This window comes from Microbulbifer maximicatervae (SeqCode), from assembly GCF_052467305.1.
The window spans coordinates 1,378,515-1,400,454 of sequence record NZ_CP174306.1; the positions used below are offsets into that span (position 1 = coordinate 1,378,515).

Annotated in this window: 21 protein-coding genes; 14 read left to right on the forward strand and 7 right to left on the reverse strand. The window is 44.9% G+C overall.

The annotated features are described in order from the left end of the window. Positions 1 to 185: 185 nt before the first annotated feature. From ACJJI4_RS06405 to ACJJI4_RS06415, 3 genes are all read right to left on the reverse strand, one after another. Positions 186 to 530 (reverse strand): ArsR/SmtB family transcription factor, encoded by a 345-nt coding sequence (locus ACJJI4_RS06405; protein WP_413665278.1) that lies wholly within the window; start codon positions 528 to 530, stop codon positions 186 to 188. Positions 531 to 712: 182 nt separating this feature from the next. Further along, positions 713 to 1,075, reverse strand: coding sequence for a hypothetical protein (locus ACJJI4_RS06410; protein WP_444927454.1), 363 nt, complete (start codon positions 1,073 to 1,075; stop codon positions 713 to 715). Positions 1,076 to 1,442: 367 nt separating this feature from the next. Beyond that, positions 1,443 to 1,799 carry a hypothetical protein gene (locus ACJJI4_RS06415; protein WP_282933309.1) on the reverse strand — a complete coding sequence of 119 codons (357 nt, stop codon included), beginning with the start codon at positions 1,797 to 1,799 and terminating at the stop codon, positions 1,443 to 1,445. A 386-nt stretch (positions 1,800 to 2,185) separates the two neighbouring features. Here ACJJI4_RS06415 and ACJJI4_RS06420 point away from each other — a divergent pair, with 386 nt between their 5' ends. The 6 genes from ACJJI4_RS06420 (at position 2,186) to ACJJI4_RS06445 (ending at position 9,863) form a co-directional block, all read left to right on the forward strand. After that, positions 2,186 to 4,468, forward strand: a complete 2,283-nt coding sequence (locus tag ACJJI4_RS06420; protein ID WP_444927455.1) for a TonB-dependent receptor — start codon at positions 2,186 to 2,188, stop codon at positions 4,466 to 4,468. A gap of 468 nt (positions 4,469 to 4,936) precedes the next feature. Beyond that, a complete protein-coding gene (locus ACJJI4_RS06425; protein WP_444912716.1) occupies positions 4,937 to 5,548 on the forward strand; it encodes a CHAP domain-containing protein in 612 nt (203 codons plus the stop codon). 489 nt (positions 5,549 to 6,037) lie between these two features. Next, a complete protein-coding gene (locus ACJJI4_RS06430; protein WP_444927456.1) occupies positions 6,038 to 6,961 on the forward strand; it encodes a haloalkane dehalogenase in 924 nt (307 codons plus the stop codon). Positions 6,962 to 7,209: 248 nt separating this feature from the next. After that, positions 7,210 to 7,611 carry a GFA family protein gene (locus tag ACJJI4_RS06435; protein ID WP_444912718.1) on the forward strand — a complete coding sequence of 134 codons (402 nt, stop codon included), beginning with the start codon at positions 7,210 to 7,212 and terminating at the stop codon, positions 7,609 to 7,611. A gap of 58 nt (positions 7,612 to 7,669) precedes the next feature. Then, entirely contained in the window at positions 7,670 to 8,818 is a 1,149-nt protein-coding gene (locus ACJJI4_RS06440; protein ID WP_444927457.1) for an alpha/beta hydrolase-fold protein, read from the forward strand. A 121-nt stretch (positions 8,819 to 8,939) separates the two neighbouring features. Continuing rightward, the gene (locus ACJJI4_RS06445; protein WP_444927458.1) at positions 8,940 to 9,863 is read left to right on the forward strand and encodes a DMT family transporter; all 924 of its coding nucleotides are present in this window, start codon (positions 8,940 to 8,942) and stop codon (positions 9,861 to 9,863) included. 130 nt (positions 9,864 to 9,993) lie between these two features. Here ACJJI4_RS06445 and ACJJI4_RS06450 read toward each other — a convergent pair whose 3' ends face one another. After that, positions 9,994 to 10,917 carry an alpha/beta fold hydrolase gene (locus tag ACJJI4_RS06450; protein WP_444912721.1) on the reverse strand — a complete coding sequence of 308 codons (924 nt, stop codon included), beginning with the start codon at positions 10,915 to 10,917 and terminating at the stop codon, positions 9,994 to 9,996. Between the two features lie 143 nt (positions 10,918 to 11,060). Here ACJJI4_RS06450 and ACJJI4_RS06455 point away from each other — a divergent pair, with 143 nt between their 5' ends. The 6 genes from ACJJI4_RS06455 to ACJJI4_RS06480 all read left to right on the forward strand — a co-directional run bounded on the left by ACJJI4_RS06455 (position 11,061) and on the right by ACJJI4_RS06480 (position 15,771). After that, positions 11,061 to 11,450, forward strand: a complete 390-nt coding sequence (locus ACJJI4_RS06455; RefSeq protein ID WP_444912722.1) for a winged helix-turn-helix transcriptional regulator — start codon at positions 11,061 to 11,063, stop codon at positions 11,448 to 11,450. Positions 11,451 to 11,721: 271 nt separating this feature from the next. Further along, entirely contained in the window at positions 11,722 to 12,495 is a 774-nt protein-coding gene (locus ACJJI4_RS06460) for a class I SAM-dependent methyltransferase (protein ID WP_444912723.1), read from the forward strand. A 314-nt stretch (positions 12,496 to 12,809) separates the two neighbouring features. Further along, complete coding sequence (locus ACJJI4_RS06465) at positions 12,810 to 13,616, forward strand: right-handed parallel beta-helix repeat-containing protein (RefSeq protein WP_444927459.1); 807 nt, start codon at positions 12,810 to 12,812, stop codon at positions 13,614 to 13,616. A gap of 170 nt (positions 13,617 to 13,786) precedes the next feature. Beyond that, a complete protein-coding gene (locus tag ACJJI4_RS06470) occupies positions 13,787 to 14,245 on the forward strand; it encodes a cupin domain-containing protein (RefSeq protein WP_444927460.1) in 459 nt (152 codons plus the stop codon). Positions 14,246 to 14,552: 307 nt separating this feature from the next. Next, positions 14,553 to 14,780, forward strand: coding sequence for a hypothetical protein (locus tag ACJJI4_RS06475; RefSeq protein WP_282933298.1), 228 nt, complete (start codon positions 14,553 to 14,555; stop codon positions 14,778 to 14,780). Between the two features lie 124 nt (positions 14,781 to 14,904). Beyond that, on the forward strand, positions 14,905 to 15,771 hold the full coding sequence (locus tag ACJJI4_RS06480) for a NosD domain-containing protein (protein WP_444927461.1): 867 nt from the start codon (positions 14,905 to 14,907) through the stop codon (positions 15,769 to 15,771). A gap of 179 nt (positions 15,772 to 15,950) precedes the next feature. On the opposite strand, the gene pgmB is transcribed toward ACJJI4_RS06480, so the two are convergent. From pgmB to ACJJI4_RS06495, 3 genes are all read right to left on the reverse strand, one after another. After that, a complete protein-coding gene (gene pgmB, locus ACJJI4_RS06485) occupies positions 15,951 to 16,649 on the reverse strand; it encodes a beta-phosphoglucomutase (RefSeq protein WP_444927462.1) in 699 nt (232 codons plus the stop codon). Beyond that, complete coding sequence (locus ACJJI4_RS06490) at positions 16,649 to 19,066, reverse strand: glycoside hydrolase family 65 protein (RefSeq protein ID WP_444927463.1); 2,418 nt, start codon at positions 19,064 to 19,066, stop codon at positions 16,649 to 16,651. Before ACJJI4_RS06490 ends, pgmB begins: the two co-directional genes overlap by 1 nt. 66 nt (positions 19,067 to 19,132) lie before the next feature. Beyond that, complete coding sequence (locus ACJJI4_RS06495; protein ID WP_444927464.1) at positions 19,133 to 19,327, reverse strand: hypothetical protein; 195 nt, start codon at positions 19,325 to 19,327, stop codon at positions 19,133 to 19,135. A 101-nt stretch (positions 19,328 to 19,428) separates the two neighbouring features. Here ACJJI4_RS06495 and ACJJI4_RS06500 point away from each other — a divergent pair, with 101 nt between their 5' ends. Further along, entirely contained in the window at positions 19,429 to 20,688 is a 1,260-nt protein-coding gene (locus tag ACJJI4_RS06500; RefSeq protein ID WP_444927465.1) for an MFS transporter, read from the forward strand. Between the two features lie 71 nt (positions 20,689 to 20,759). Further along, positions 20,760 to 21,839 (forward strand): LacI family DNA-binding transcriptional regulator, encoded by a 1,080-nt coding sequence (locus tag ACJJI4_RS06505; RefSeq protein WP_444905658.1) that lies wholly within the window; start codon positions 20,760 to 20,762, stop codon positions 21,837 to 21,839. The last annotated feature ends 101 nt before the right edge of the window (positions 21,840 to 21,940 follow it).

Sequence of the window (21,940 nt, forward strand, 5' to 3'; positions counted from 1 at the left end):
GTTATTTCCGAGGTATCTAAGAAAGGTATCAAGGGAAGGGAGCCAACTAAAGCTGGCTATTGCTGTGAATGGTCATTCTAGCGGTACCTAATGCAGAATTTAGGGCCTACATGTACCTATCGGGGTGAAGAGAGGAAAGTTCGGACGTCATCGATAGAGGTCGCCCAAAGCAGGAGCGACATTGTTCAGTGCTGATCCGGTACCGCACACTTGATATCAGGACACTTTATCGGTGTATTGAAATCATCGTGACAGCATTCATCTTGTAAAAACTGAATAACCTCAGTTAAGTGCTGATATTCGGCTACGCAGAACAGGGTTCGGCTCTCACGACGCTGGAAGATCAATCCCGCCGAAATCAGACTGGAAATATGGTGGGAAAGGGTTGACCCGGGGATATCTAACTGCTCCTGGATGTTGCCTACAGGAATACCCGGTAGGCCAGCTTTGACTACTTTTTTGTAGATCAACAAGCGGGTTGGGTGTCCCAGCTCTTTAAGCGATTTGGCTACTTCTTCGATTTCCATCATGATTTGGTCATAAGTTCTATATTCGTCGAAATATATACAGTTTAGTGCTAAAGATAAAGTGTCGTGTGGGGGGCTGCTCAAGCTAGTGCTGCCACTAGTTTCTTAGGATATTGAGAGGAAGCTACATTACTTATATTTCTTTAAACTATATTACCAAACTTACCGAAATAACGCTTTTACTGCTAATTGCCCCATAGTAGAAGGGGTAACACCGATTCTGAAGTAGACTCATTATCATCCAGAATTTTATTGTAGTCGTAAGAATCTTTGCCAAACACCTGAAAATTACCTACTTTGGGCAATGTGAATTCCAGCAAGCCCACCATGGTTGAAATGTTGTCTTTGCCATAAGGAACAACTTTTATGTAATTAGCTATATACCTCCCGGCAAACGAAAATCGAGATTTATCTTTTGATGTGTTTGCATAGGATGTGTGCATATTTAGGGGTGAGAAAATAAGGCATTTACCGGCTTTCACTTCCAGGTCTTTTACCTCCAGATCACCAAAGAGATCTTCTTTAATAATTCCCCTTGCGTTGAACAAAAGGATGGCCCCTTTTTGAAAGATCTCGCCAAAAAGGAATTGCTTGGCAACTCCTTTTCGTCTTCAGCGCTAGAAAACAGGTTGGCCAATGTACTTTTCTTTCTCTTCGGTGGGGCTTTCATTTAGGTTGCCCAGATATTTTTATTTCAGGAGTTTTTAATGCAAAAGTCTTTAGTGTTAATGAGTTGATCTGAGTCTCAAATTCGAAGCAGTTGGATTAACGGCATAGGCATAGAGAGCAGCTAAAACGAGATCTGAACATGAAAGGGCGCCGTCAGTAGAAATAAAATCTCAGCTTATGTGATCGGCGCTCAGGTAACTTTGGATTGCTATAAATCTTGGCCTCGCCAAGTTTTGGCTAGCAGGCTTACTGATGTTTAGCCAATTCGACCGGTCCATGGTCATCACAGTGATCACCATGAACATGGTGAAGTCGCCCGTTAACCAGGTAGTCAACATGATCTCCGTGGGGAACCTGCTCATGGCCACAGTTTTTGCCGTGGACATGGGAGCTGTCGTAGCCCCCTGTAACAGGGTGGCAACCCTCCGGGTTTTGGGTGCTTACTTCCAAGACGTGCTCGTCGTAGTGGTCTTTGTGGGGATGGTGTAGGTGGCCGTCATGGAGGTAGCAGATATGGTCCCCGTGGCGAATGGCTGTGTGGCCACAGTGGCTGTTATGTGTATGTGAATGATGCTCCGCCTGTTGGCACTTGCCTTTTTCCACGATAACTCTCCCGGCCGCTTGGCACTTGCATGGAAGCACTCGTCGCCGAATGCTTCTAGAATCAATAATTTGGCGCCACACTTGGACAGCCCTACATACTAAATCTAAGAACATCCGGGTGTAGTTTCCAAATATGATCTTCTATCAATGGCAGAAAATCTGCCCCTACCCCTCAAATCTTGATCTGCGATGGCCTTACGGATGACTAGTCACTCAAATCTAGCCATCAATTCAATTTGCAATCGATTGCATTTGCGCATTATAGTTAAAGCACGGTGCATCAAGTAGCGTTTAGCAACTCTTTATGCAATCGATTGCATAAAGCTTTATAAAAATAGCACCGAAGTATCAGAACAGATAAGAATGACGACGAGAGGGAAGAGTTGATGAGCAAGAAACCATTGGCGCAGGCCGTATCCATGGCCGCGCTCTCCGTTGGTCTTTGCGGCTATGCCGCAGCCCAAGAAATTAGCCCTGAAAACGATATGGTGATGGAGGAAGTCATCACAACAGGCACCCCTGGCGGTGCAGGCATGCGTAAGCTGGATGCCAGCTTTTCTATCACAACTTTAAGTGATGATGAGATTAGCAAAGCCTCTCCTTCAAGTACTGCAGACCTGTTGAAGTCCGTTCCAGGCCTGTGGGTTGAGAGCTCTGGCGGTGTTTCTGGGGCAAATATCGATGTTCGCGGTTTCCCTGGCGGTAGTGATGCACCCTTTGTCACGGTATCCATGAACGGATTGCCTCTGTATCCAGCGCCAACACTCTCATTTTTAGAAAACTCTTCTCTATTTCGTGTCGATGAAACTATTCAGCGAGTGGAAGCTCTGCGCGGTGGACCCAATCCGGTTTTCTCCAATGGCCAGCCAGGTCTGACTACCAACTTTATCTTAAAAGAAGGTACTGAAGAGACAGAGGGGCGCTTTAAGTACACTTTATCTGACTATGATCTGCAGCGAACAGATGCCCTAATGACTGGTAAGCTCGCAGATGATGTTTATTATATGATCGGGGGCTACGTATCTTCCTCCCCGGGTATTCGCGATGCGGGTTTTGATGCGGAAGAAGGGCATCAATTTACCCTGCACATCACCAAAGAGATGGATAACGGCAAAGCGGGTTTTTACATCCGGGATACAAAAGATACTGGTACCTGGTATTTGCCCAATGCTGCATTTCTGGAAACAGATTACACCCAGGTAGGCCCCAGTAATCGCAAGGTTTCTGTACCCATTACTCAGGCTGACGGTAATGGCGGCTCAGAAACTACCTGGGAAACTTTCGATATGGGCGAAGGGCGCGGTTGGAATGGCAATGTAGCCGGTGCTTATCTGGAGCTAGACCTGGGGGATGGTTGGAGTCTCACCGAACGCTTTGGACTTACAGCAGGTAACGCTGATACTTTGGGTTTTGTTCCTAATGGTGCGCCTGTATCGCTGAATTCTCTTACTGATCAAGCAGTAGTAACCGCCTCTGGAAACGAACTTAGTGGCGGTACTGTGGTACAGCAGTTTGGTGCCTGGGTAGTACGCAAAGATATCGAGGCTACGACAAATGACATTAGCCTGGCAAAAGAGTGGGATAACTTTAAAGTAACAGCCGGTTATTACACCTCAAGCTGGGAAGTTGATGAATGGTGGTCCCTGGGTAACCAGAAATACTACGTACTGGGTCAAGATGGGGAGCTGATCACAGGAACTGCTGATGGCTCTGAGCTAACTGGTGATCTCGCTTGTAATACATCCGCAGATATTTCCACTTGTGATTGGAAATATGATGTGGATGCCGTGGGTGATGCCCGTGAAAACGCGCTTTATGTCGCCGGTGAGTTCTACTTAGGGGACTTTACCTTCGATCTGGGCGTGCGTTCCGCAAACCGTAAAACCAATTACTCCGTGGATCATGGTGAGCGAGACGGCAATTTTACCACTTATAAAGCGGACGAAGATGGCACTGCTTATACTGCCGCAGTGGACTGGGCCTTTGCCGAAAATATGGGCACTTTCTTCCGTATAAACTCCGGCTTTAAGTTCGCAGACTTTGACAACTATCGTGAGTTCGGTGATAGCTTCATTGCTGGGTCTGACCTTGTAATCGACATTGACCAATACGAACTGGGTTATAAATTACAGGAGCAAGATTACTCCCTCTTTGCGACGCTGTTCTACAACGAAACCCAGGGTATGCCTGACTGTATCATCGGCAGCAGTACCTGTACTCGTTTGGAGACTGAGGCGCTTGGTCTCGAATTGGACGGTAAAGTCCACTGGGGAGATTTTACCTTTGGGTTAAATACTACCCTGCAAAGGCCAGAAATCACGAGTGGTGAATATGAAGGCAACCAGGTTATGCGTCAGCCTGAATACCAGGTGCGCCTGAGCCAGAATTATGATTTCACACTGAATGACATTGATATGGCTGTGTATACCGATATCAGTCGGGTAGGTGATCGCTTTAATGGAAGCAATAATGAAGTAACTTTGCCAGCCTATACAAAAGTTGACCTGGGTGCGGTGGCTTATATCAATGATATTACTGTCCAGTTGGCTGTGGACAACTTAACTGATGAAGATGGTATCACCGAAGGTGATCCCCGCGATCCGCTAGCGTCTAATGTCCGCTACATCTTACCGCGCAATATCAAGCTTAGCTTCGCGTACGATTTTTAACCTCATGCCTCTCCCATAGGCTTCCAAGCTTTGCCGCACACTTCTCCAGTGTGCGGCTTTTTTATTGCCTGAAAAATTTAACTACAATCTATTTTCAAATCCATACAAATAATGGAGCTTCGATCTTTGTGGTCTAACCCAAATCCTTCCGGAGGCTCCCCAATAAAGTATGTGATTAAACTGCATTCATGAAGCGAAATTAGAGTCGAGGTTGAGAGCCCTAAGGTCATTGCAGGTGTGAAACCTTAACGTTCATATACAAATTTAATTTGGCAGTGGGAGATAGTTCTATTAAGTTATGAGAAGTTACCCCAATTCCTATTGCTAGCTGTATGTTGACGTTCGGACTAAAAAGTGGCATTAAGGTGGCGTAAGGGTTTGTTAGCTGTACTCTTTTCCCCCACCTATTATTAGTTTAGTAATGTTTCATATGTATTAGTGATTTTGGGTTGGTACATTTTTGGTAATATGAAAAAATTTATTGGCTTTCTTGTTGTTGTTTTGGCAATACCACTGCTCGTCTATTTTTCTACCTATAAGGGGGAAAGAAGTTTTACCAATCATCATGGCCTTCCAAATGTTAATCTGGTTGTCGATAATGCATATTCTCTTTGGTTTACGCCTTATGATCCACTGATGGGGATGTATAATAATATAGGAGGGAAACTTGGATTTATTGTCTGTAGTGATGTACCTAATATCGCTTACGGAATGGCTGGATATTCATTTCAGGTCTTATTGAGAGATAGTTTTGTAGAAAATCCAAATTTTTATGATGCTCGAAATGGTAATAATCCAGAGAATCCATTTTTCCATCGCCGAGCAAGAAATCTATATTCCTATTTCCAGTCAATTCAATCTTTGAAACCAGCATCTTATAAGCCGCAGTTGGGGGATTTGGTTTTTTATAGAAAGACTGAAAAAGGATATATTGCCCATGTTGCTTTAGTTACTTATGTTGATAATAGGGGGTATAAAATCATGGAGTCAGCACCCAAAACCCTGTTCGCCAGGGAAGTAGAAATGGATTCTCCAGTGAAAAGGGGCTGGATCTTGGCGGGCTTTGGTAAAGTGTATTGAGGTGTTGTCCATGATTCATAGTCATGAGAGATATTGTTCTTACAGTGATATATGCATCCCAGTGATTTTTGTAGCCTAATTTCTCCTAGGCTCAATTCCTGTTCACTGATAATTGAGATATATTGCTGGTAGACAGCTTACATCCAGATGGGTATTTCAATACATCTAACATGTTTTTAATGGTAAGAAGTTTGATTAATCGGCTGTACTTAGCTCAATAGTTTCAGACTTGCCAGATTGGCATTATGAGGTAATTTAAGTGATCTGGCGCCTAATAAGGTTTCTAAATGTAAAAATTAGAGATCATGCCATGTTTTAGGAGCATATTTATCCTTATTATCTAGTAGGATAATAGTTATTTTTCTACAGTTATCTTTCAGATATGAAGCACCGATAAAAGCGCCACAATGGATGATCTCTGGATTCCCACTGATCTAGCTTTTCAGAAGCAAGGCGCTAACTTAACTTTCAACTAAAAGAGGGTTGCCGATGTCTATTGAACGATTGAGAACTCCTGAGGAGCGTTTTTCTTTACTACCGGGTTTTCCGTATACTCCTAACTATATTGATAGCCTGGAAGGCTATGATTCTATGCGTATGGCATATATCGATGAGGGGGAGAAGGATTCGGATACCACCTTTCTTTGTCTCCATGGGGAGCCCAGTTGGGGTTACTTATATCGAAAAATGATCCCAGTTTTTGTTGAGGCAGGACACCGGGTAATTGCTCCAGATTTGTTTGGATTTGGTCGCTCAGATAAGCCCGTCAATGAAGATGTGTACACTTTTAACTTCCATCGTAACAGCCTGATGCGTTTGATTGAGCATTTGGACCTTAAGAATATTACGCTGGTTTGTCAGGATTGGGGTGGACTTCTGGGATTGACACTTCCAATGGATATGCCGGATAGATTTACCCGATTACTGGTTATGAATACGGCTATCGCAGCAGGAGATGGTGCATCTGAGGGGTTCTACCACTGGCGGAATTTCTCTGTCAATGTACCTGAAATCCCTGTGGGAGGGCTCATTGCCAATGATGCTCAATCTGAGGTCAATTTATTCGATATAGTAGCCTATGACGCGCCTTTTCCGGACAACCGCTATAAGGCTGGCGTTCGTCGATTCCCGTCAATTGTACCGGTTGATCCAGATATGGAGGGAGCAGAGCTAGGGGTAAGGGCTCGAGAATTCTGGTCTAGGAGCTGGGGTGGTGAGAGCTTTATGGCGATTGGAATGAGGGACTTTGTACTTGGTGAGAAAGTGATGGAGTTGCTGAGGGGAACCATCAAAAACTGCCCCGAGCCTCTCAAAATAGCGGAGGCGGGCCACTTTGTGCAGGAATATGGTAAAGAAATTGCTGAAAAGGCTCTCAGCCACTTCAAGCTTTCCTCTACAGTAACTGAAAATTAAGAGCGTACTAGTGCCGGGATAAGTTAGATCCTGGCGCTTTATTCCTGTGCAGCCTAAGAGGTTTGGGTTGCTCTCATCTTTCATGGCTAATTTACCACTGGGACTCTGTTTATCTTAGTCTTGTCATCAAACTTCAGTGTGCTCAAAATGGGGCTTTTATCGATAACTATTACCTTTTATAAGGTTAATGGTAATCTGCACAGCTCGAATAGATACCTTAAGCCATTATTTTGAGTTGGAGGTTTAATATGATCAATGGTAGCTGCCACTGTAAAAGTGTCCAATTTGTAGTTAATGAGAAATCACTGGATGTTCGCAAGTGTTATTGTGAAACATGTAGAAAACTAAGTGGAGCTGATTATTCAGTGGTAGCATTGGTGAATAAGAGTCAGTTTAAGATTATTAGTTCTCCCCAGAAGCTTTTACAATATATTTCTAAACCAGGAAAAACTCGGCACTATTGTCCCACTTGCTTTGCCCCGATTTTTGTTGAGGTGGAATCCCAGTCTAATCTCTGTCGGATTCGTCTGGGATTACTTGATGATAATCCTGAAGTTAGTATATCTGGTCACATGTGGGTTAGTGAGATGCCCTCTTGGTGCAGTATTAGCGATAATCTACCGGTATTCACACATGATTACTCCGAGTGATAAGACAGAGTTAGAAACTGTGGGCTGGTAAGTTGGGTTGTAATAAAAGGGTATTTGAATGAGAAGTATATTTGTTTTATTTTTGTTCTTTTCGGCTAATGTCTTAGGGGAGGTTGCACATTTTCGTATAGATTCAGAGATCCTGGGGGAGGAGGTTACAGCTCGCGTATCTTTACCGGATACCTATCACCATTCTGAGAGTTTTTCTTATCCTCTACTAGTGATATTGGATGGCTCAACGCAATTTAATCATATGGCGTCTAGTGTACATTTTTATAGTACCTATGCTGTTATACCTGAAATGATAGTGGTCGGTATCAGCACTCAGGATCGGCTCGCATATTTTACTCCCACTGAGCTCGAAGCCTACGCGGGGCGCTCAGGCAAAGCTGACAAACTGACAAAATTCTTGGAAGACGAATTCTCAGGAATCTTGAGTGAGAAATATCGAATTTCTCCATATTCTATTATCTCAGGTCACTCACTTTCTGGGCTATATACTAGTTACTTGGCAATTAATAATGAATCTATGTTTGATGCAGCAATTTCAATTAGTCCCAGTTTATGGTGGGATGATTCATCTCTTATAGATGATTATAAGGGTAGCCATGCAAGTAAGGAGAATAAGCCTTTTAGATGGTTTCTGAGTATGGCAAATGAGCCAAATGAAATGCCGGCGGCTTTTAACGGTATGCTTCAAGCATTAAATGATATGCCAAGATCAGGATTGCACGTCTCTTATGCACGATTCCGCAATGAAACACACGACAGTACACCGTTAGTAGGCAATGCAAAGGGATTGCAAGCAGTTTTCTCTGGTTGGAATGCTGTGCCTGAAATTGATGTTATGTCTTTAAATGAATTAAAAGAGTTTTATAGTTCTAAAGTTGATGAGTATGGCTATTTATTCCCACTTTCTGTACATCAATATAATGTCTATGGGCTTAAAGCGGCCTATGAAGGTAAGACTGATTGGGGGATTGAGATCCTAGAGCAGGGAGCTAAGGAATTTCCCGATTCTGAGATTTTATGGGATAGTTTGGCAACTGCCTATAAGTTGGGCGGAAAACTAAAGGGTGCAATGAGTGCTTCAGATCGAGCCGTTAAGTTAGCAGAAGAGACCAACTCAATCTTTCTCAGCGAAATAAATACTCAAAATACTCAGCTTAGAGCCACGCAGGTAGAAGGTTCTTTGGGAGATATATAAGAGAGAGGATAGGGTAGTACCAGCCTAAGATTACAGTAGGGTTTTGGGGCGATAAACTTGGTATGTAGATTGGAAATGCCACACTTCAATAGAAACTATAGTTGTTATTAGAGAGTTTAAAGTGAAGTTTAAAGACGGTCGTGGAATTATTCTGACTATTTTGGCAATGCTCTGTTTGGCTGGTATGGATGCAACAGGTAAGCTTCTCGTTCAGAACTATTCTATCGTTCAAATAATGGCGATTCGTTTCGCGATATTTTTCTTCATCGTTATAAGCTTGGCGAGACTCAAAGGGAGCTTGGAGTTAGTGCGAAGTAAAATATTTGGCACTCAATTAGCCCGCTCTATTGTTCTCGCACTTGAGGTGTCAGTATTTGTTTTTGCTTTTAGTATGATGTCTTTGGCTGATGTGCATGCTATAGCTGCGACAGCCCCATTATTCGCAATATTAATGGCTGGATGGTTTTTAGGGGAGAGGATAGATACAAGGAGCTGGGTAAGTGTTGCGGCCGGATTTATAGGTGCCCTTATTATCATTAGGCCTGGAATGGGAATGATGGGTTGGCAAACCTTGGTCCCCATCTTGGGAGCTATCCTATGGGCCGCATATCAAGTGCTTTCACGCCGTGTTTCACACTTTGATAGTGCCGATACAACCGTTTTCTATACCGCGACCATGGGTCTTATTATTTTTGGATGCTTAGCACCATTTTATTGGGTAGAGCCGACAGTATCAGGGTGGCAATTGTTGATTTTAAATGGGCTCTTAGGTGCAATGGGCCACTATTTACTGATTAAGGCACTGGCACTTACTCCAGCTTCTATTTTGCAGCCCTTTAGTTACGCTTTACTATTTTGGGCTATTGTTATTGGCTTTGTAATCTTCGGAGATCTGCCTGATGGAATTACATTATTTGGCGCCTTCGTAATATTGGCTGCGGGATTTTATGCTTCAGACCTAGGCCGCGCATTGATTGGTGTTTCACAGATTAAGGCCAAAAAGGGGAAGGATGATGCTGAATCAGAGTCAAAGTTAATGAGTTAAAAAACCAATTTGATAAAGGGCGCTCTAATGATGGTAGTTGAGCCCCATTAATATATCGGTGGCGAAATTGTTTAACGCCACCTTGAATTCAGTTAGTGATTAGGTATTTGTTCTTAGAATATTTAAAAACTCATGCGTCACGATGCTCAAGGAAGCCGCCATCTACCCAATTGATTATCAAGTCAACATACTCTTGTCCAGCATCATCCGATGAGAAGTGAGATGCGTTGTCAAATATAACTAGCTTGCTATTGGGGATATGCTTGGATAAGGCAGTCGCATTATCCACTAAAACAAATGGATCTCTCTTGCCCCAAGTGATCAATGTCGGAACTTTAATACCATTTAGTTTTCTCTCAATCCATGGAAGCTCTTTCGAATAGCTTCCAAAGAAACTGATGGCGCACTTGTGACTGTCATTATCAAAGGCTATGTCATAGTACTCTTGGATAGCTCGTTTGCTGGGTTTGTAGTTGTGATAGCCGTCTTTGACGGCAGTCAGGAAGTTGGTTTTCATTACTGACTTCTTGTTTAAGCCTTTTGCTATCCAGCGAACCATTCGGGATCTGACAACGGCCATAAGAATAGGAGAGAGTTTTGGAGGGAAGGTGCCTGGGCCGTCAAAGATATTGAGACTCAAGAATCGTTGAGGGTGGTTAATAACGGCCGCTAAAGCAATAGGCACACCCACATCCGGCCCTACCAGGTGGGCCTGCTTGATGCCAAAATGGTTCATTATTTGAACAAGGGCTGCGCTCAGGCTGCTTGGAGACATATCTCCTTCCTCTGCTTTTGATAAGCCAAATCCTGGGATATCAAAGGCTAGCACATCAAACTTTTCACTAAATGCTTCAATGGATGACTCCCACATGCGAATACTTTGGGGTAGACCATTCAGCAGTAGTAGGCTGGGAGCCTGAGGTTTTTCCTTGCGTAGAAAGCGAATGTTAAATTTCCCTACAGAGACAAACTGCGGTGTAAATATATCGTCAGCGGTTGAGGGTCTATTGGAGGCGTATTGGGTGAGGGCCTTGTTTAAGAGAGCTTGGGTCATAACAGGGTATATATCTATATGGGTCTATAGGTGATTTCGGGTTAAGTTACTTATTTATACTAGGTTACTCACTTGAGAGTTGGTTGCCAATAAGGCACTATTAAGTGGTTAAGTTACTTTTTGATAACCTATGGAGTGGAAGGGTGGGGAAGCAGAATAAAAATAGTGAGAGACGCGTGTTTGTGAATGATGATGAATGTCCCGTTCGCAATGTGGTAGCTCAAATTGGTGACAAGTGGTCCATCCTGATATTGTTTGCCCTTGTTGATGGTCCAGATCGATTCAACTCCCTGAAGTCGCGCATTGAAGGGATTTCACAGCGAATGTTGACGCAAACCCTGCGCGACTTAGAGCGCGATGGTTTTGTACTCCGTACTGTCTTTGCGCAGGTTCCAGTTAAAGTGGAGTATGAATTAACTGACCTGGGAAGGGGGTTATCTGCAGCTGTGTGGAAGTTAGTCTCTTGGGCAGATGAACATCATCCCGAGATTCGTAGAGCGCGCCTAAGATATGATGAGGATAATCAATCGTAGATTAAGGATTCTACCTTCTATTGCCCCCATTTAGGGCTTTTCTCAAAGATTCTTAGCCTGCTTTATAGTAAATCATGATCTGTACTTGCAATTTAGTTCAATAGGGCGTTTTGTGACTGGAGCATTGCTAAAAATATATAGTTAGAATGATTGGCAATCTTAGTTTTCTTGAACTTGAGGCATAACGGAATAGGACTTACAAGTAAATTTAAATTTCTTACCCTTGATAATTAAATAGAATCGATAAATATAAGTAATTAGAAGGTGAGTTATGGATTTTTTTGAAATTAACCGACACTCCTGGGATAGCCGCACCCGTATTCATGTTAAGTCTGAATTTTATAATATTGATGGATTTCTAAGCGGAAAATCTACTTTAAATGAAGTCGAGCTTTCAGATATAGGTAGTGTGTCTGGAAAAAGTTTACTCCACTTACAGTGCCACTTTGGTTTGGATACCTTATCTTGGGCTCGATTGGGGGCGAAGGTGACGGGAGTTGATATTTCTTCTGTAGCCATTACTGAAGCACAGGCTCTTTCTGACCGTTCAGGTTTACATGGAGAGTTTATCTGCAATGATATCTACAGTTTTGGAGAGTCAAACAATAAAGAATTTGATATCGTCTTTACTTCCTACGGCGCACTCTGTTGGTTGCCGGATATTGAACGATGGGCATCAGTTGTTGCTCAATGCTTAAAGCCGGGGGGGACTTTCTACATCGCAGAATTTCATCCATTTTATGATATTTTCTCTGGTTACACATACTTTCATCGAGCCGATCCAGATATTGAAGAGCAGGGTACCTATACAGAGAATGATCGGGGTGACAAGTCTACCCTAGCCACCTGGTCACATCCGATTAGCGATGTTGTGAGTGCATTATTAAAATATGGTATTCAAATCACTCAACTAAAAGAATACCCGTATAGCCCTTACAACTGTTTTGATGGCATGGAGGAGCGTGAGAAGGGGAAATACTACCTGCCTTTTAAAGGACATGAGATTCCGCTAATTTATACTATTAAAGGTGTCAAAGTTACTTGAGATAAAGAGCAATAACAGTAATCAGGCTAGCGGTAGATTTGTGCAGAGCCTTTTTTAAGGGAGGGAAAAGGAGGGTAATGAGTACCGCCCCCTTAAACTTCCCATGTAAAGGCCCACTGGCTTCATATCCAACACTGTTTCTTGCGTTTTGTCTAATTGGCGTAGATAGCCACTATTTACCATTCACAGATGTTTAGACTCCGTACTTAGTTGCCATTTCTTTAAGAGAAATTTCTTATAGCCCTTTTAGCAAGCTGGATCACACTCTGTTCAGGAGAAGGTCATTATTAACTGATTTTATAGAGGGTAGTAAGATGGCTATATGGCAATTACAAGGTATGAAGTGTACTTTATCTATATTTGCAGGTGCTTTTTGCTTGCTAATATCCGGGCTTGCATCGGCGGTTGATTGTGGTGATACCATTAACACCCGAGAAGTTTTGGATGATGATTTGGTATGTACAGACAATATCGCGATAACCATTGTTGGCCCAACTGGTGGCCTGGATATGAATGGTCATACCATTACTTGTGACAATAATTCTGCAATAGGCATAGATGTTGTCGGTCTTGTGGGGTATTTGGAGGGCGCAGGTACTATATCATTCTGTCAGACGGGCGTTAGATTGGCTGGTGATGGATTTCATAATGTAACCAATATTTCTGCTAACAATAATGACTTTGTAGGGTTGGCGGTATCGAGCGACTTCAATCTAATTACTAATTCAAGTGCTAATGGTAATGGTAATACTGGTATATTAGTTACTGGGCTAAGAAATACCTTAATTTCAAACAATATCGAAAGTAATTTATTGGATGGGATTCAGTTGGATGGTGATGCCCCAAATTTAACCCAGAATTATATATATGATAATAATCGATATGGAATTTATATTGCTGATTCCAGCTTCGGGAACTATAGCCAGAACACCTCTGAGATGAATGGTTCAGTGGGTATCTATATGGAAGCGGATAATCAGTTTTTTAATTATATTCTCAATAATACATCTGAGAGTAACACGGATTTTGACTTGGAAGAACTAAATGCAAATGCGTGTAGTAATACCAATGTTTGGCTTGGAAATACTTTTACTACTGCTAACCCCAGCTGCTTAAACTAGAACTGCCTGCAAGGCTCATCCTAAAGTAATCTGGGTGAGCCTGTGTTCAATTCGTATCCGCTCAACTATTTTGCTTGTTGTTCTATAAGGATTAAATTTCACTGATACATTATGTGGTAATGTAGTATCAGACATGTTTCTAACTCTGATTACAAGGTGCTGATTAATCCATGAAGCCTGATAACTTAATTGATCATCCTGAAGGCGGGAAATTTCTTCAGGTGTTTAAGTCGAATTCAAAAGTGACAAGGGAGGATGGGCAGAAGCGAAGTGCATTGACGCATATTTACTTCTCCTTACAGAAAGGTGAAGTGTCGAAATTTCACCGGGTCGAATCTGATGAGGTTTGGAATTTATATCAGGGGGAAGGCTTATATCTCTATATTTGGACTGAACAAGATAGTTGTTTACAAAAGATTGAAATTTCTGCAGAAAGTAATGCGTTTTGTCATGTCGTTCCTGCTGGTGCGTGGCAGGCTGCAGAGCCAATTTCAGGCCCCGTACTTGTGGGCTGTTCGGTGGGGCCTGGGTTCGAGTTTTGTGACTTTAAATTGATTGATGTTGAAGATCCAATAACAGGTTATATCTGCAAGATAGATCCTTCCCTGGTAAGATTTATTGAACAATAGGATTTTATCGAACTGCCACTAGATTATCTAATAGTATCGAGTGGCAATGTTATTTTAGCTTGGAGTTGTTTTCTGCTGATGTCTAGGGCATGAAAACAACCTTCTTGTCTAAATGCTGGTTTCAAAATATAACTGGCACTTATGATGAAAGTTGTGCTGTTTCACTGAGCCAAGTATTGCCGTGATAGCAATGTATTTAAGGAGCCTCTGAATAACTCCGTGATACCTCTGGCATGCAGAGCGGTTCACAATCAAGGCGCGGCTTCGCAGGAATGTCTAGACCTTTCAAGAAGTCGCAACGCGGAGTGTGAATCGCTCTGCAAGCCCCGAAGGGCGGGCCTTGAAGGCCACAGCTGCTGCGTTGCAGCTCTTGCAAAGGGCTACGGCCATTCGCGGCGAGCTGCGCCTAACATCTGCAGCCTTCAAGACCCGCAGAGGCATTACGGAGTTATTCAGAGGCTCCTTAATAGTTGTTGGTATTGCTGATTCCCTGGTAACTAAAGAATATCCGCCCCCGTTTTATCAGGCGAAGTAAGGCCCCTTAAGCTGATAACTTTTTCGTTGAGAATAATTTCTCATGGTTGATTCTCAAATTTAGACCAATATGGGTTAGGTCTACTTTATAGGTGGGCATTTATAATTTCGTTTGAGGAGATTTTATGAAAGATAGATACATCAAACGGCCTTCAGGTTTGATTCGTATGTTGTTTGCAGGATGTGTATTGATTACATCCTACGGCGCAAAGGCTGATGTCTCCTGCGGTGATATCATTACTACAGCTGAAGTTCTCACGGAGGATTTGTCTTGTTCATCAGCGTTTGACCTTGCACTGACGGTCGTCGGACCTGGTGGTTATCTTGATTTAAATGGATTTACTATTGAGTGTGATTTTGATGTTGATGGGATATTTCTAGATGGCACTGGAGCTGTTGTCACTGGCGGAGCTTTATCAAGTGGCAAGGTACAAGGTTGTGGGTTCGGTGTAGAGGCAATAGGAAGCGGGGCGCATACGGTGACAGGTATAGCCTTTGAGGGCAATGCCGTTTCAGTGGCTTTTGTGTCAGACAATAATACGTTGTCTAACTCGGTAATCTCTGAAACTACGGAAATTGGAGTAGCTATAAACGGCAGTAATTCTACACTTATTGCAAATGAAGTCTCTACATCTACCAGTGCTAGTGGAGCTTGGGGGGTGATTCTTCAAGTGGGTGCGGACAGCTCTTATATTTTGTCGAATATGGTATCTGGTTTTGATCAGTATGGAGTGATTGTTTGTAGTGATAGGAATGTTATCTCGCAAAATGTTGTAGAAGGCAATGGAGTGGAAATTACTAATACTGCAACTGGTGTTTATTTACCGGGAGATACTTTTGTTTGCGATGACGGTCAAGAAGGCAATACCATTGTTAGTAATGAAGCGACTAACAATAATAATGCGGACCTTGGCGATAACAACTTTCCATGTGTGAACTCTTGGGTTGGGAATACGGCTGATGCTGTTGAGGGCGCTTGCTTTGAAAATTAGAGGTTGAATGTCTCTAATCAGTATGGCTGCTACTTTTTACATCTCCAAAGCAATATGTAAGTTGTAGAGGAGTAGCAGCCTTTAGCTATTAATAATGGAATAGCAATTTGGTAGAAAGACTCTATCGGAGCTAAATACTTGCTCTATAAATAGGCTTTCACTCTTGTGCTTATCTCAGTTTATTCGTTAACAGCCAAGCCTTTACTTTGGCGCATACCTGATTCTGCTAGTACTGATAGAAAGAAATCATTTGGCACAAATTGTTCCAGACTGTCCAGCGTATAGTCTGCGTCCTTTAACGAATCTGGATTACCTATGCCTACAGCCGTCATACCATCAGCGGACTTAATTGCACTGACTCCTGCGGGCGCATCCTCAAAAGCAATGCAAAACTCTGGATCAACTCCGAGGCCTTTGGCGGCGGCTAGGAATATATCTGGTGCAGGTTTAGGTGCAGATTTTTCTGGGTCTGCAATAACAGAAAAGCAACGGGATATTCCGAGGGCTTCCAATACCGCCGGCGCGTTTTTACTCGCTGAGGCGAGGCCAACCGGAATATGCTGAGAATTTAACCATGCGAGCAGTTCACCGGCGCCCGGTAACAAGTCTGCGGGAGAGAGGCTGCGAATTAATTCCTGGTAGCGGCTGTTTTTTCTAGCAGCCAGTGCGATTTTTGCTTCTTCAGTGTAATTGCTGCTTTTTTCCCCGAGAATCACCTCAAGGGAAGCCATTCTTTCCAGGCCCTTTAAGCGCTCTTCAGTATCCGCTGTCCAGGGAAGGTTGAGCCCTTCAGCCAGCTGTTGCCATGCGATCAGGTGGAGATGTGCGGTGTCTGCAATAACGCCGTCGAGATCAAAGATTGCTGCACGATAGATCATCAGGATACCTCCTCCATCGGTGCTATTTGAATGGTTTCTGTTTGCCCTGGTGTCTCCAGGAATAGAATTTTCTTGCCGTGATGAAGACTGAGCGCTTCACCTTTCACTAAGGTGTACCTGGCGCTGTAAGAATCGACATCGACTGCGATCGTGCGGCCACGGAATTGCAACCGGAAACGATAGCCGTCCATTCCATTGGGCAGATATGGATTGAAGTTGAGCTCATTGCCGTGCAGACGCATTCCTGCAAATCCCTGGACCATACACATCCAGGTGCCCCCCATGCAGGCAGTGTGTATGCCGTGCTGGGTATTGTTGTGGTGGTTATCCAGATCCATTCGCGCAACTTGCTGAAAATAGTTCAGCGCTTTTTCTGGATACCCAACTTCACTGGCAATAATGCTGTGAATACAAGCGGACAAAGTGGAGTCGTGTGTGGTGAGCGGTTCATAGAAGTCGAAATCCCGACGCTTTTGCTCAATTGAAAATTCTGAACTTTCCAGTAGCAGGCCAAGAACGACATCCGCCTGCTTACAAACTTGGTGTCGATAGATCACCAGAGGGTGATAGTGAAGTAACAGCGGGAATTGATCAGCAGGCGTTTCGGCAATATTCCAGCGGGGTTTGTTTAGAAAACTATCGTCTTGAGAATGTATACCCTGCTTTTCATCGTAGGGCAGATACATGCTTTCTGCGGCCTTGGCCCAGTTATCAATTTCCTGTATGTCGAGTTGAATACGCTGGGTTAACTCATCGCATGCTGCAGGATCGAATGATTTTAACCACTGTAATACTTCAACAGCATATTCAAGATGGGCCTTGGCCATCAGGTTTGTGTAGAAATTATTGTCAACCAGGGCAGTGTACTCGTCTGGTCCGGTAACCTCATTAATGCAGAACTGGTTGTCGCGAAGTGCGTTGAAGTGGCCAATCTCCAACCACATACGCGCGCCCTCTATCACGACTTCTGCGCCCTTGTTGCGCAGAAAATCGACATCACCGGTAACCCGGCAGTAATGTCGCACGGCGTAGGCAATATCCGCATTGATATGGTATTGCGCAGTGCCTGCCGGGTAATAGGCTGAGCACTCCTCACCGCCGATGGTGCGCCAGGGAAACAGTGCTCCCTTTTGAATCGACATTTCCCTCGCCCTTTTTCGTGCGGCATCGAGGATTGAGTAGCGGTATTCCAGTAGACCGCGCGCTAATTCGGGTTGGGTGTAGAGGAAAAACGGTAGTACATAGATTTCTGTATCCCAGAAATAGTGACCGTCATAGCCGTCACCGGAAAGTCCTTTGGCTGCAATATTGGTATTGCCATCCCGACCTAGGGATTGGAACAAGTGGTACTGGTTGAAACGTATTCCCTGCTGCAGGGCATCATTTCCACTGACCTGAATATCGGACTCAAGCCAGAAGTTGTCCATTTGGGCACGCTGGGTTTCGATATGGTCCGCAAAACTTTTAGCCGCACAGCGCTCCAGGTAATCATGCAATTCGCCAGCTGATATCGGCTCAGCATTTTGCTGTGCAAAGTAAACGACGTACTTGGTTAGGCGAATAGGGGTGTTGCGGCGGGCAGCAAAGCGATAGTCAACCGAGACGCAGTCTTCACTGCGGAGGTTATTGGACGTGTAATCGCTGTCACTCTCACAAAGGTGCAGGGCTGCGCATCGTATTGAGAAGCCACTGCTCTTAACGGATAGAGGCAGGGCTAAATAACCATCTTCAGCTGTATTTTCCTGCCATTCGATATCTCCCCGATCAATAGGGGAGGCAAGGCGTGGGTCCTCACTGCGTTCTGCTTGGGCAAGGTCACCATCAAGGCAGGATTGCAGGTGTACCTCTCCGTCAAAATTGATGGGTGTGAGTTCCAGTTGCAGAGCTAACAGGTTTTTCTCACTGAGGGAAACCAGGCGCTGCACTTTGAGTTCAATGGTTTTTCCTTTTGGGGAGCGCCAAGTGAGTTTTCTCTCGCTGATCCCCGCGGCCATGTCCAGGCGACGCTCGTAGTTGAGCAGCTCGCCTTGGGCGAGATTAAAGCGTTCTCCATCCAAGCTGATATAAATGGTCTTACCGTCGGGAACCGTCAACATCCTCTGGTTGTTGCGCGCGTAGCCATAAGCAGACTCACCATAGGTGATAGGTTCGCTGGCGTAGACTCCATTTAGGTAGCAACCATCTGTAAAGGGTTCTGGATCGAAACCCTCTTCAAAGGTACCGCGCAAGCCGATATAGCCATTACCGAGGGAGAATAGGGTGGCATTGAGGCTGTAATCTTCGGGCTGGAAGGTGTCCTCCACCAAGTCCCAGGGGTGGATCTTGTGTTTGATTTGTTGTTTTTGCTTCATACCACTTTCACTGGATTGGAGATTGGGTTCTAGGGCCGGGTCTGCTGGGCCTCCGGCTACGGGCATTCAGTCTATCCGTAGTTGATGTCTTTTTGCAATCGATTGCAGGCCTGGGGTTAAGCCTGGCTGATACTAGAAGATAGACCTGATTTTCATTTCCGAAAAGTCTGTAACCTGCTGAAAAATAGAGGTTATTTTCTTTTCCTGGGTCAATTGCCAGTTGTTTTGTGACTGATCTGCATAAGGCATTCCCAAATTTTCATTGGTTTTTATGCAAACGATTGCAAATTTTTGTCTGACTGATACATACTGGGTATCTTCAGGCATTGGGGCGAAGTCGCCTTTCTCCACAAAGTCTGGGTAAAAAATGTACAATAACAGGTTGGTACGGCTGACTGCCTAAACCACAGAGCCAGATAGAATCCACTATGAAGAATCAGCGCATACTCCTATCTCTATTCGCTATCTACTTTGTCTTTGCCATTTTGTTGAACAGCGTAGGCACGGTGATCCTGCAGGTAATCAATACCTATGGGGTGAGCAAATCTGCTGCGAGTGTGCTGGAGGGGTTCAAGGATATCCCCATCGGTATTGTGTCTTTCCTGATTGCCTCCCAGCTTCCCCGACTGGGGTTTAAGCGGGCGATGCTGACGGGACTGGCAATCGTCACCCTGGCTTGTACAGCTATGCCCCTGTTACCCGGGTTTTGGACGGCGAAGTTACTGTTCTTGTCCGTGGGTGTTGCGTTCGCATTGGTAAAGGTTGCCGCATACTCCACCGTGGGATTACTAGCGCAGGGCCGCAGCGCACATGCGAGCCTTCTAAACACCCTGGAGGGGGTGTTTATGGTGGGAGTTCTCAGTGGCTACTGGCTATTTAGCGCTTTTATTGATTCATCGAACCAAGGGTCGACTGCCTGGCTCAATGTGTATTGGGTGCTGGCGGTGGTCTGTGTGATTGCATTTGTATTGCTCTGGTGCACAGAGCTGGATGAATCCGGGGCGCGAATCGAAGAGGCTAGCCCGAAACAGGACTTTATCGCGATGATAAAGTTGATGGCCAAACCTCTGGTATACATCTACGTGATCTCCGTATTTTTCTATGTATTGATTGAGCAGGGGATAGGAAGTTGGTTGCCGACCTTTAATAATGAAATTCTTAAGCTGCCGGCTGCAATGAGTGTTCAGGCTGCAAGTATCTTTGCCGCAGGGCTGGCGTTGGGGCGACTTGGTGCCGGTGTGATGATGCGTAAAGTACACTGGTACCCGATGCTGAATGTGTGCTTAGTTGCGATGGGATTACTGGTGGTCGTTAGCCTGCCCCTGGCGAATAATATTGTGGCGAATCCCGATGTAAACTGGCTTAGTGCCCCAGTGGCAGCTTTTGTTTTACCGCTGATTGGCTTGTTTATGGCACCTGTGTACCCGGCTATAAATTCTGTGATGCTCAGTTCATTGCCCACCCACCAGCACTCTGCAATGACAGGTTTACTGGTGATTTTTTCTGCGCTGGGCGGTACAACGGGCTCCCTGATTACCGGGTCGGTTTTCGAGGCTTTTGATGGCCAGGTGGCTTTCTACTTATCCTTAGTGCCCATCACAGTGATTCTGATTACTCTGTTCTTTTTCCGTCGCGCCGTAGAGCGGGGGGATGAGACGCTTGAGGCCTCAGCCCCCCTGGCTGGGTAGCGGGGTGGTTTTACAAACTTGGGCGACGGGCCTAAGATGGCATTTTTCCCGCGAACAAGGTGAAGTACGCCATGCCCAAGGGGTCCTCCTCTCCCGTTTCCATGTCCGATATTGCTCGGTTGGCGGGAGTTTCTGAATCTACTGTTTCGCGAGCGCTGAACGATAATCCATTGATTAACGAAAAGACTCGCGAGCGTATTCAAAAAATCGCGAGCTCCATGAATTACAAAATCAATGAGAGCGCGCGAAACTTACGCCTGCAACGCAGCCATACAATTTCGGTTGTGATTAATACGGGGCGCAGTGGCGGCCAGACATTTTCTGATCCATTTATGATCGATATGATTGGTTCAATTGCTGATCGCCTTGCGGTGCATAAATACGATTTACTGTTTTCCAGCAGTATCGCCAGCCGCTCGGATTGGCATTCTTATCTGATGAGCTCCAGGCGGGCTGATGGCGTTATTGTGATTGGCCAGGGGGTGGACGATACCCCACTTCGTGATCTGCAGCAGCAGGGGGACCCTCTTGTTGTCTGGGGAGGGACCTCAAGGCAGGGGGCCGAATATTGCATCGTCAGTAGTGACAATCAAATGGGTGGGCGTCAGGCCACAGAGCACTTAATGAACTTGGGGCGGCGGCGAATTCTCTTTCTCGGCGACACGGCTCACCCGGAGGTCAATGGGCGCTTTGAAGGTTACTGTGCCGCGCTCAATGAAGCTGATCTGTCTGGCACGACGAGGCAGTTGACCGCCGGCTTCTCCAGTGAAAGTGGTTATCAATCCATTATCGACCTGGTTGCGCAGGAAGGGCTTAGTTTTGATGGCATTTTCGCCGCCAGTGACAGTATCGCTATGGGGGCGATAAAAGCGCTACAGGCCCGTGGCTATAAGGTGCCGGAAGATGTCGGCATAGTGGGTTTTGACGATATCCCAATCGCCCCGTTTTTTACCCCTCCTCTGACAACCGTTCGCCAGAACATCCACCGAGGTGGTGAATTGATGGTGGAGAAAATGATGGAACTCCTCTCTGGAAAATCGGCGATGCCAGATGTACTACCTACCGAGTTGGTCGTGCGGGGTTCTTGTGGTGCCAATCCGGATTACCAGCCTGTAGAGGAGTTCTTTCAAGACACTTCAGGTGAGCGTTAGTCGCAGGCTCTCACCATTTTGTTTGCCAACAGGGGCGTAGTTAGTGTCCCTGCCGTTTCCCGAGTTTGAGCCACACTTGTAAAACCGAACTCTGTGGCTGG

Coding starts and splice junctions, on each gene's coding strand:
- ACJJI4_RS06405 (WP_413665278.1), bottom strand. CDS start 530: ATGATGGAAATCGAAGAAGTAGCCAAATCGCTTAAAGAGCTGGGACAC.
- ACJJI4_RS06420 (WP_444927455.1), top strand. CDS start 2,186: ATGAGCAAGAAACCATTGGCGCAGGCCGTATCCATGGCCGCGCTCTCC.
- ACJJI4_RS06425 (WP_444912716.1), top strand. CDS start 4,937: ATGAAAAAATTTATTGGCTTTCTTGTTGTTGTTTTGGCAATACCACTG.
- ACJJI4_RS06430 (WP_444927456.1), top strand. CDS start 6,038: ATGTCTATTGAACGATTGAGAACTCCTGAGGAGCGTTTTTCTTTACTA.
- ACJJI4_RS06435 (WP_444912718.1), top strand. CDS start 7,210: ATGATCAATGGTAGCTGCCACTGTAAAAGTGTCCAATTTGTAGTTAAT.
- ACJJI4_RS06440 (WP_444927457.1), top strand. CDS start 7,670: ATGAGAAGTATATTTGTTTTATTTTTGTTCTTTTCGGCTAATGTCTTA.
- ACJJI4_RS06450 (WP_444912721.1), bottom strand. CDS start 10,917: ATGACCCAAGCTCTCTTAAACAAGGCCCTCACCCAATACGCCTCCAAT.
- ACJJI4_RS06460 (WP_444912723.1), top strand. CDS start 11,722: ATGGATTTTTTTGAAATTAACCGACACTCCTGGGATAGCCGCACCCGT.
- ACJJI4_RS06465 (WP_444927459.1), top strand. CDS start 12,810: ATGGCTATATGGCAATTACAAGGTATGAAGTGTACTTTATCTATATTT.
- ACJJI4_RS06470 (WP_444927460.1), top strand. CDS start 13,787: ATGAAGCCTGATAACTTAATTGATCATCCTGAAGGCGGGAAATTTCTT.
- ACJJI4_RS06480 (WP_444927461.1), top strand. CDS start 14,905: ATGAAAGATAGATACATCAAACGGCCTTCAGGTTTGATTCGTATGTTG.
- pgmB (WP_444927462.1), bottom strand. CDS start 16,649: ATGATCTATCGTGCAGCAATCTTTGATCTCGACGGCGTTATTGCAGAC.
- ACJJI4_RS06490 (WP_444927463.1), bottom strand. CDS start 19,066: ATGCCCGTAGCCGGAGGCCCAGCAGACCCGGCCCTAGAACCCAATCTC.
- ACJJI4_RS06495 (WP_444927464.1), bottom strand. CDS start 19,327: ATGCCTGAAGATACCCAGTATGTATCAGTCAGACAAAAATTTGCAATC.
- ACJJI4_RS06500 (WP_444927465.1), top strand. CDS start 19,429: ATGAAGAATCAGCGCATACTCCTATCTCTATTCGCTATCTACTTTGTC.
- ACJJI4_RS06505 (WP_444905658.1), top strand. CDS start 20,760: ATGCCCAAGGGGTCCTCCTCTCCCGTTTCCATGTCCGATATTGCTCGG.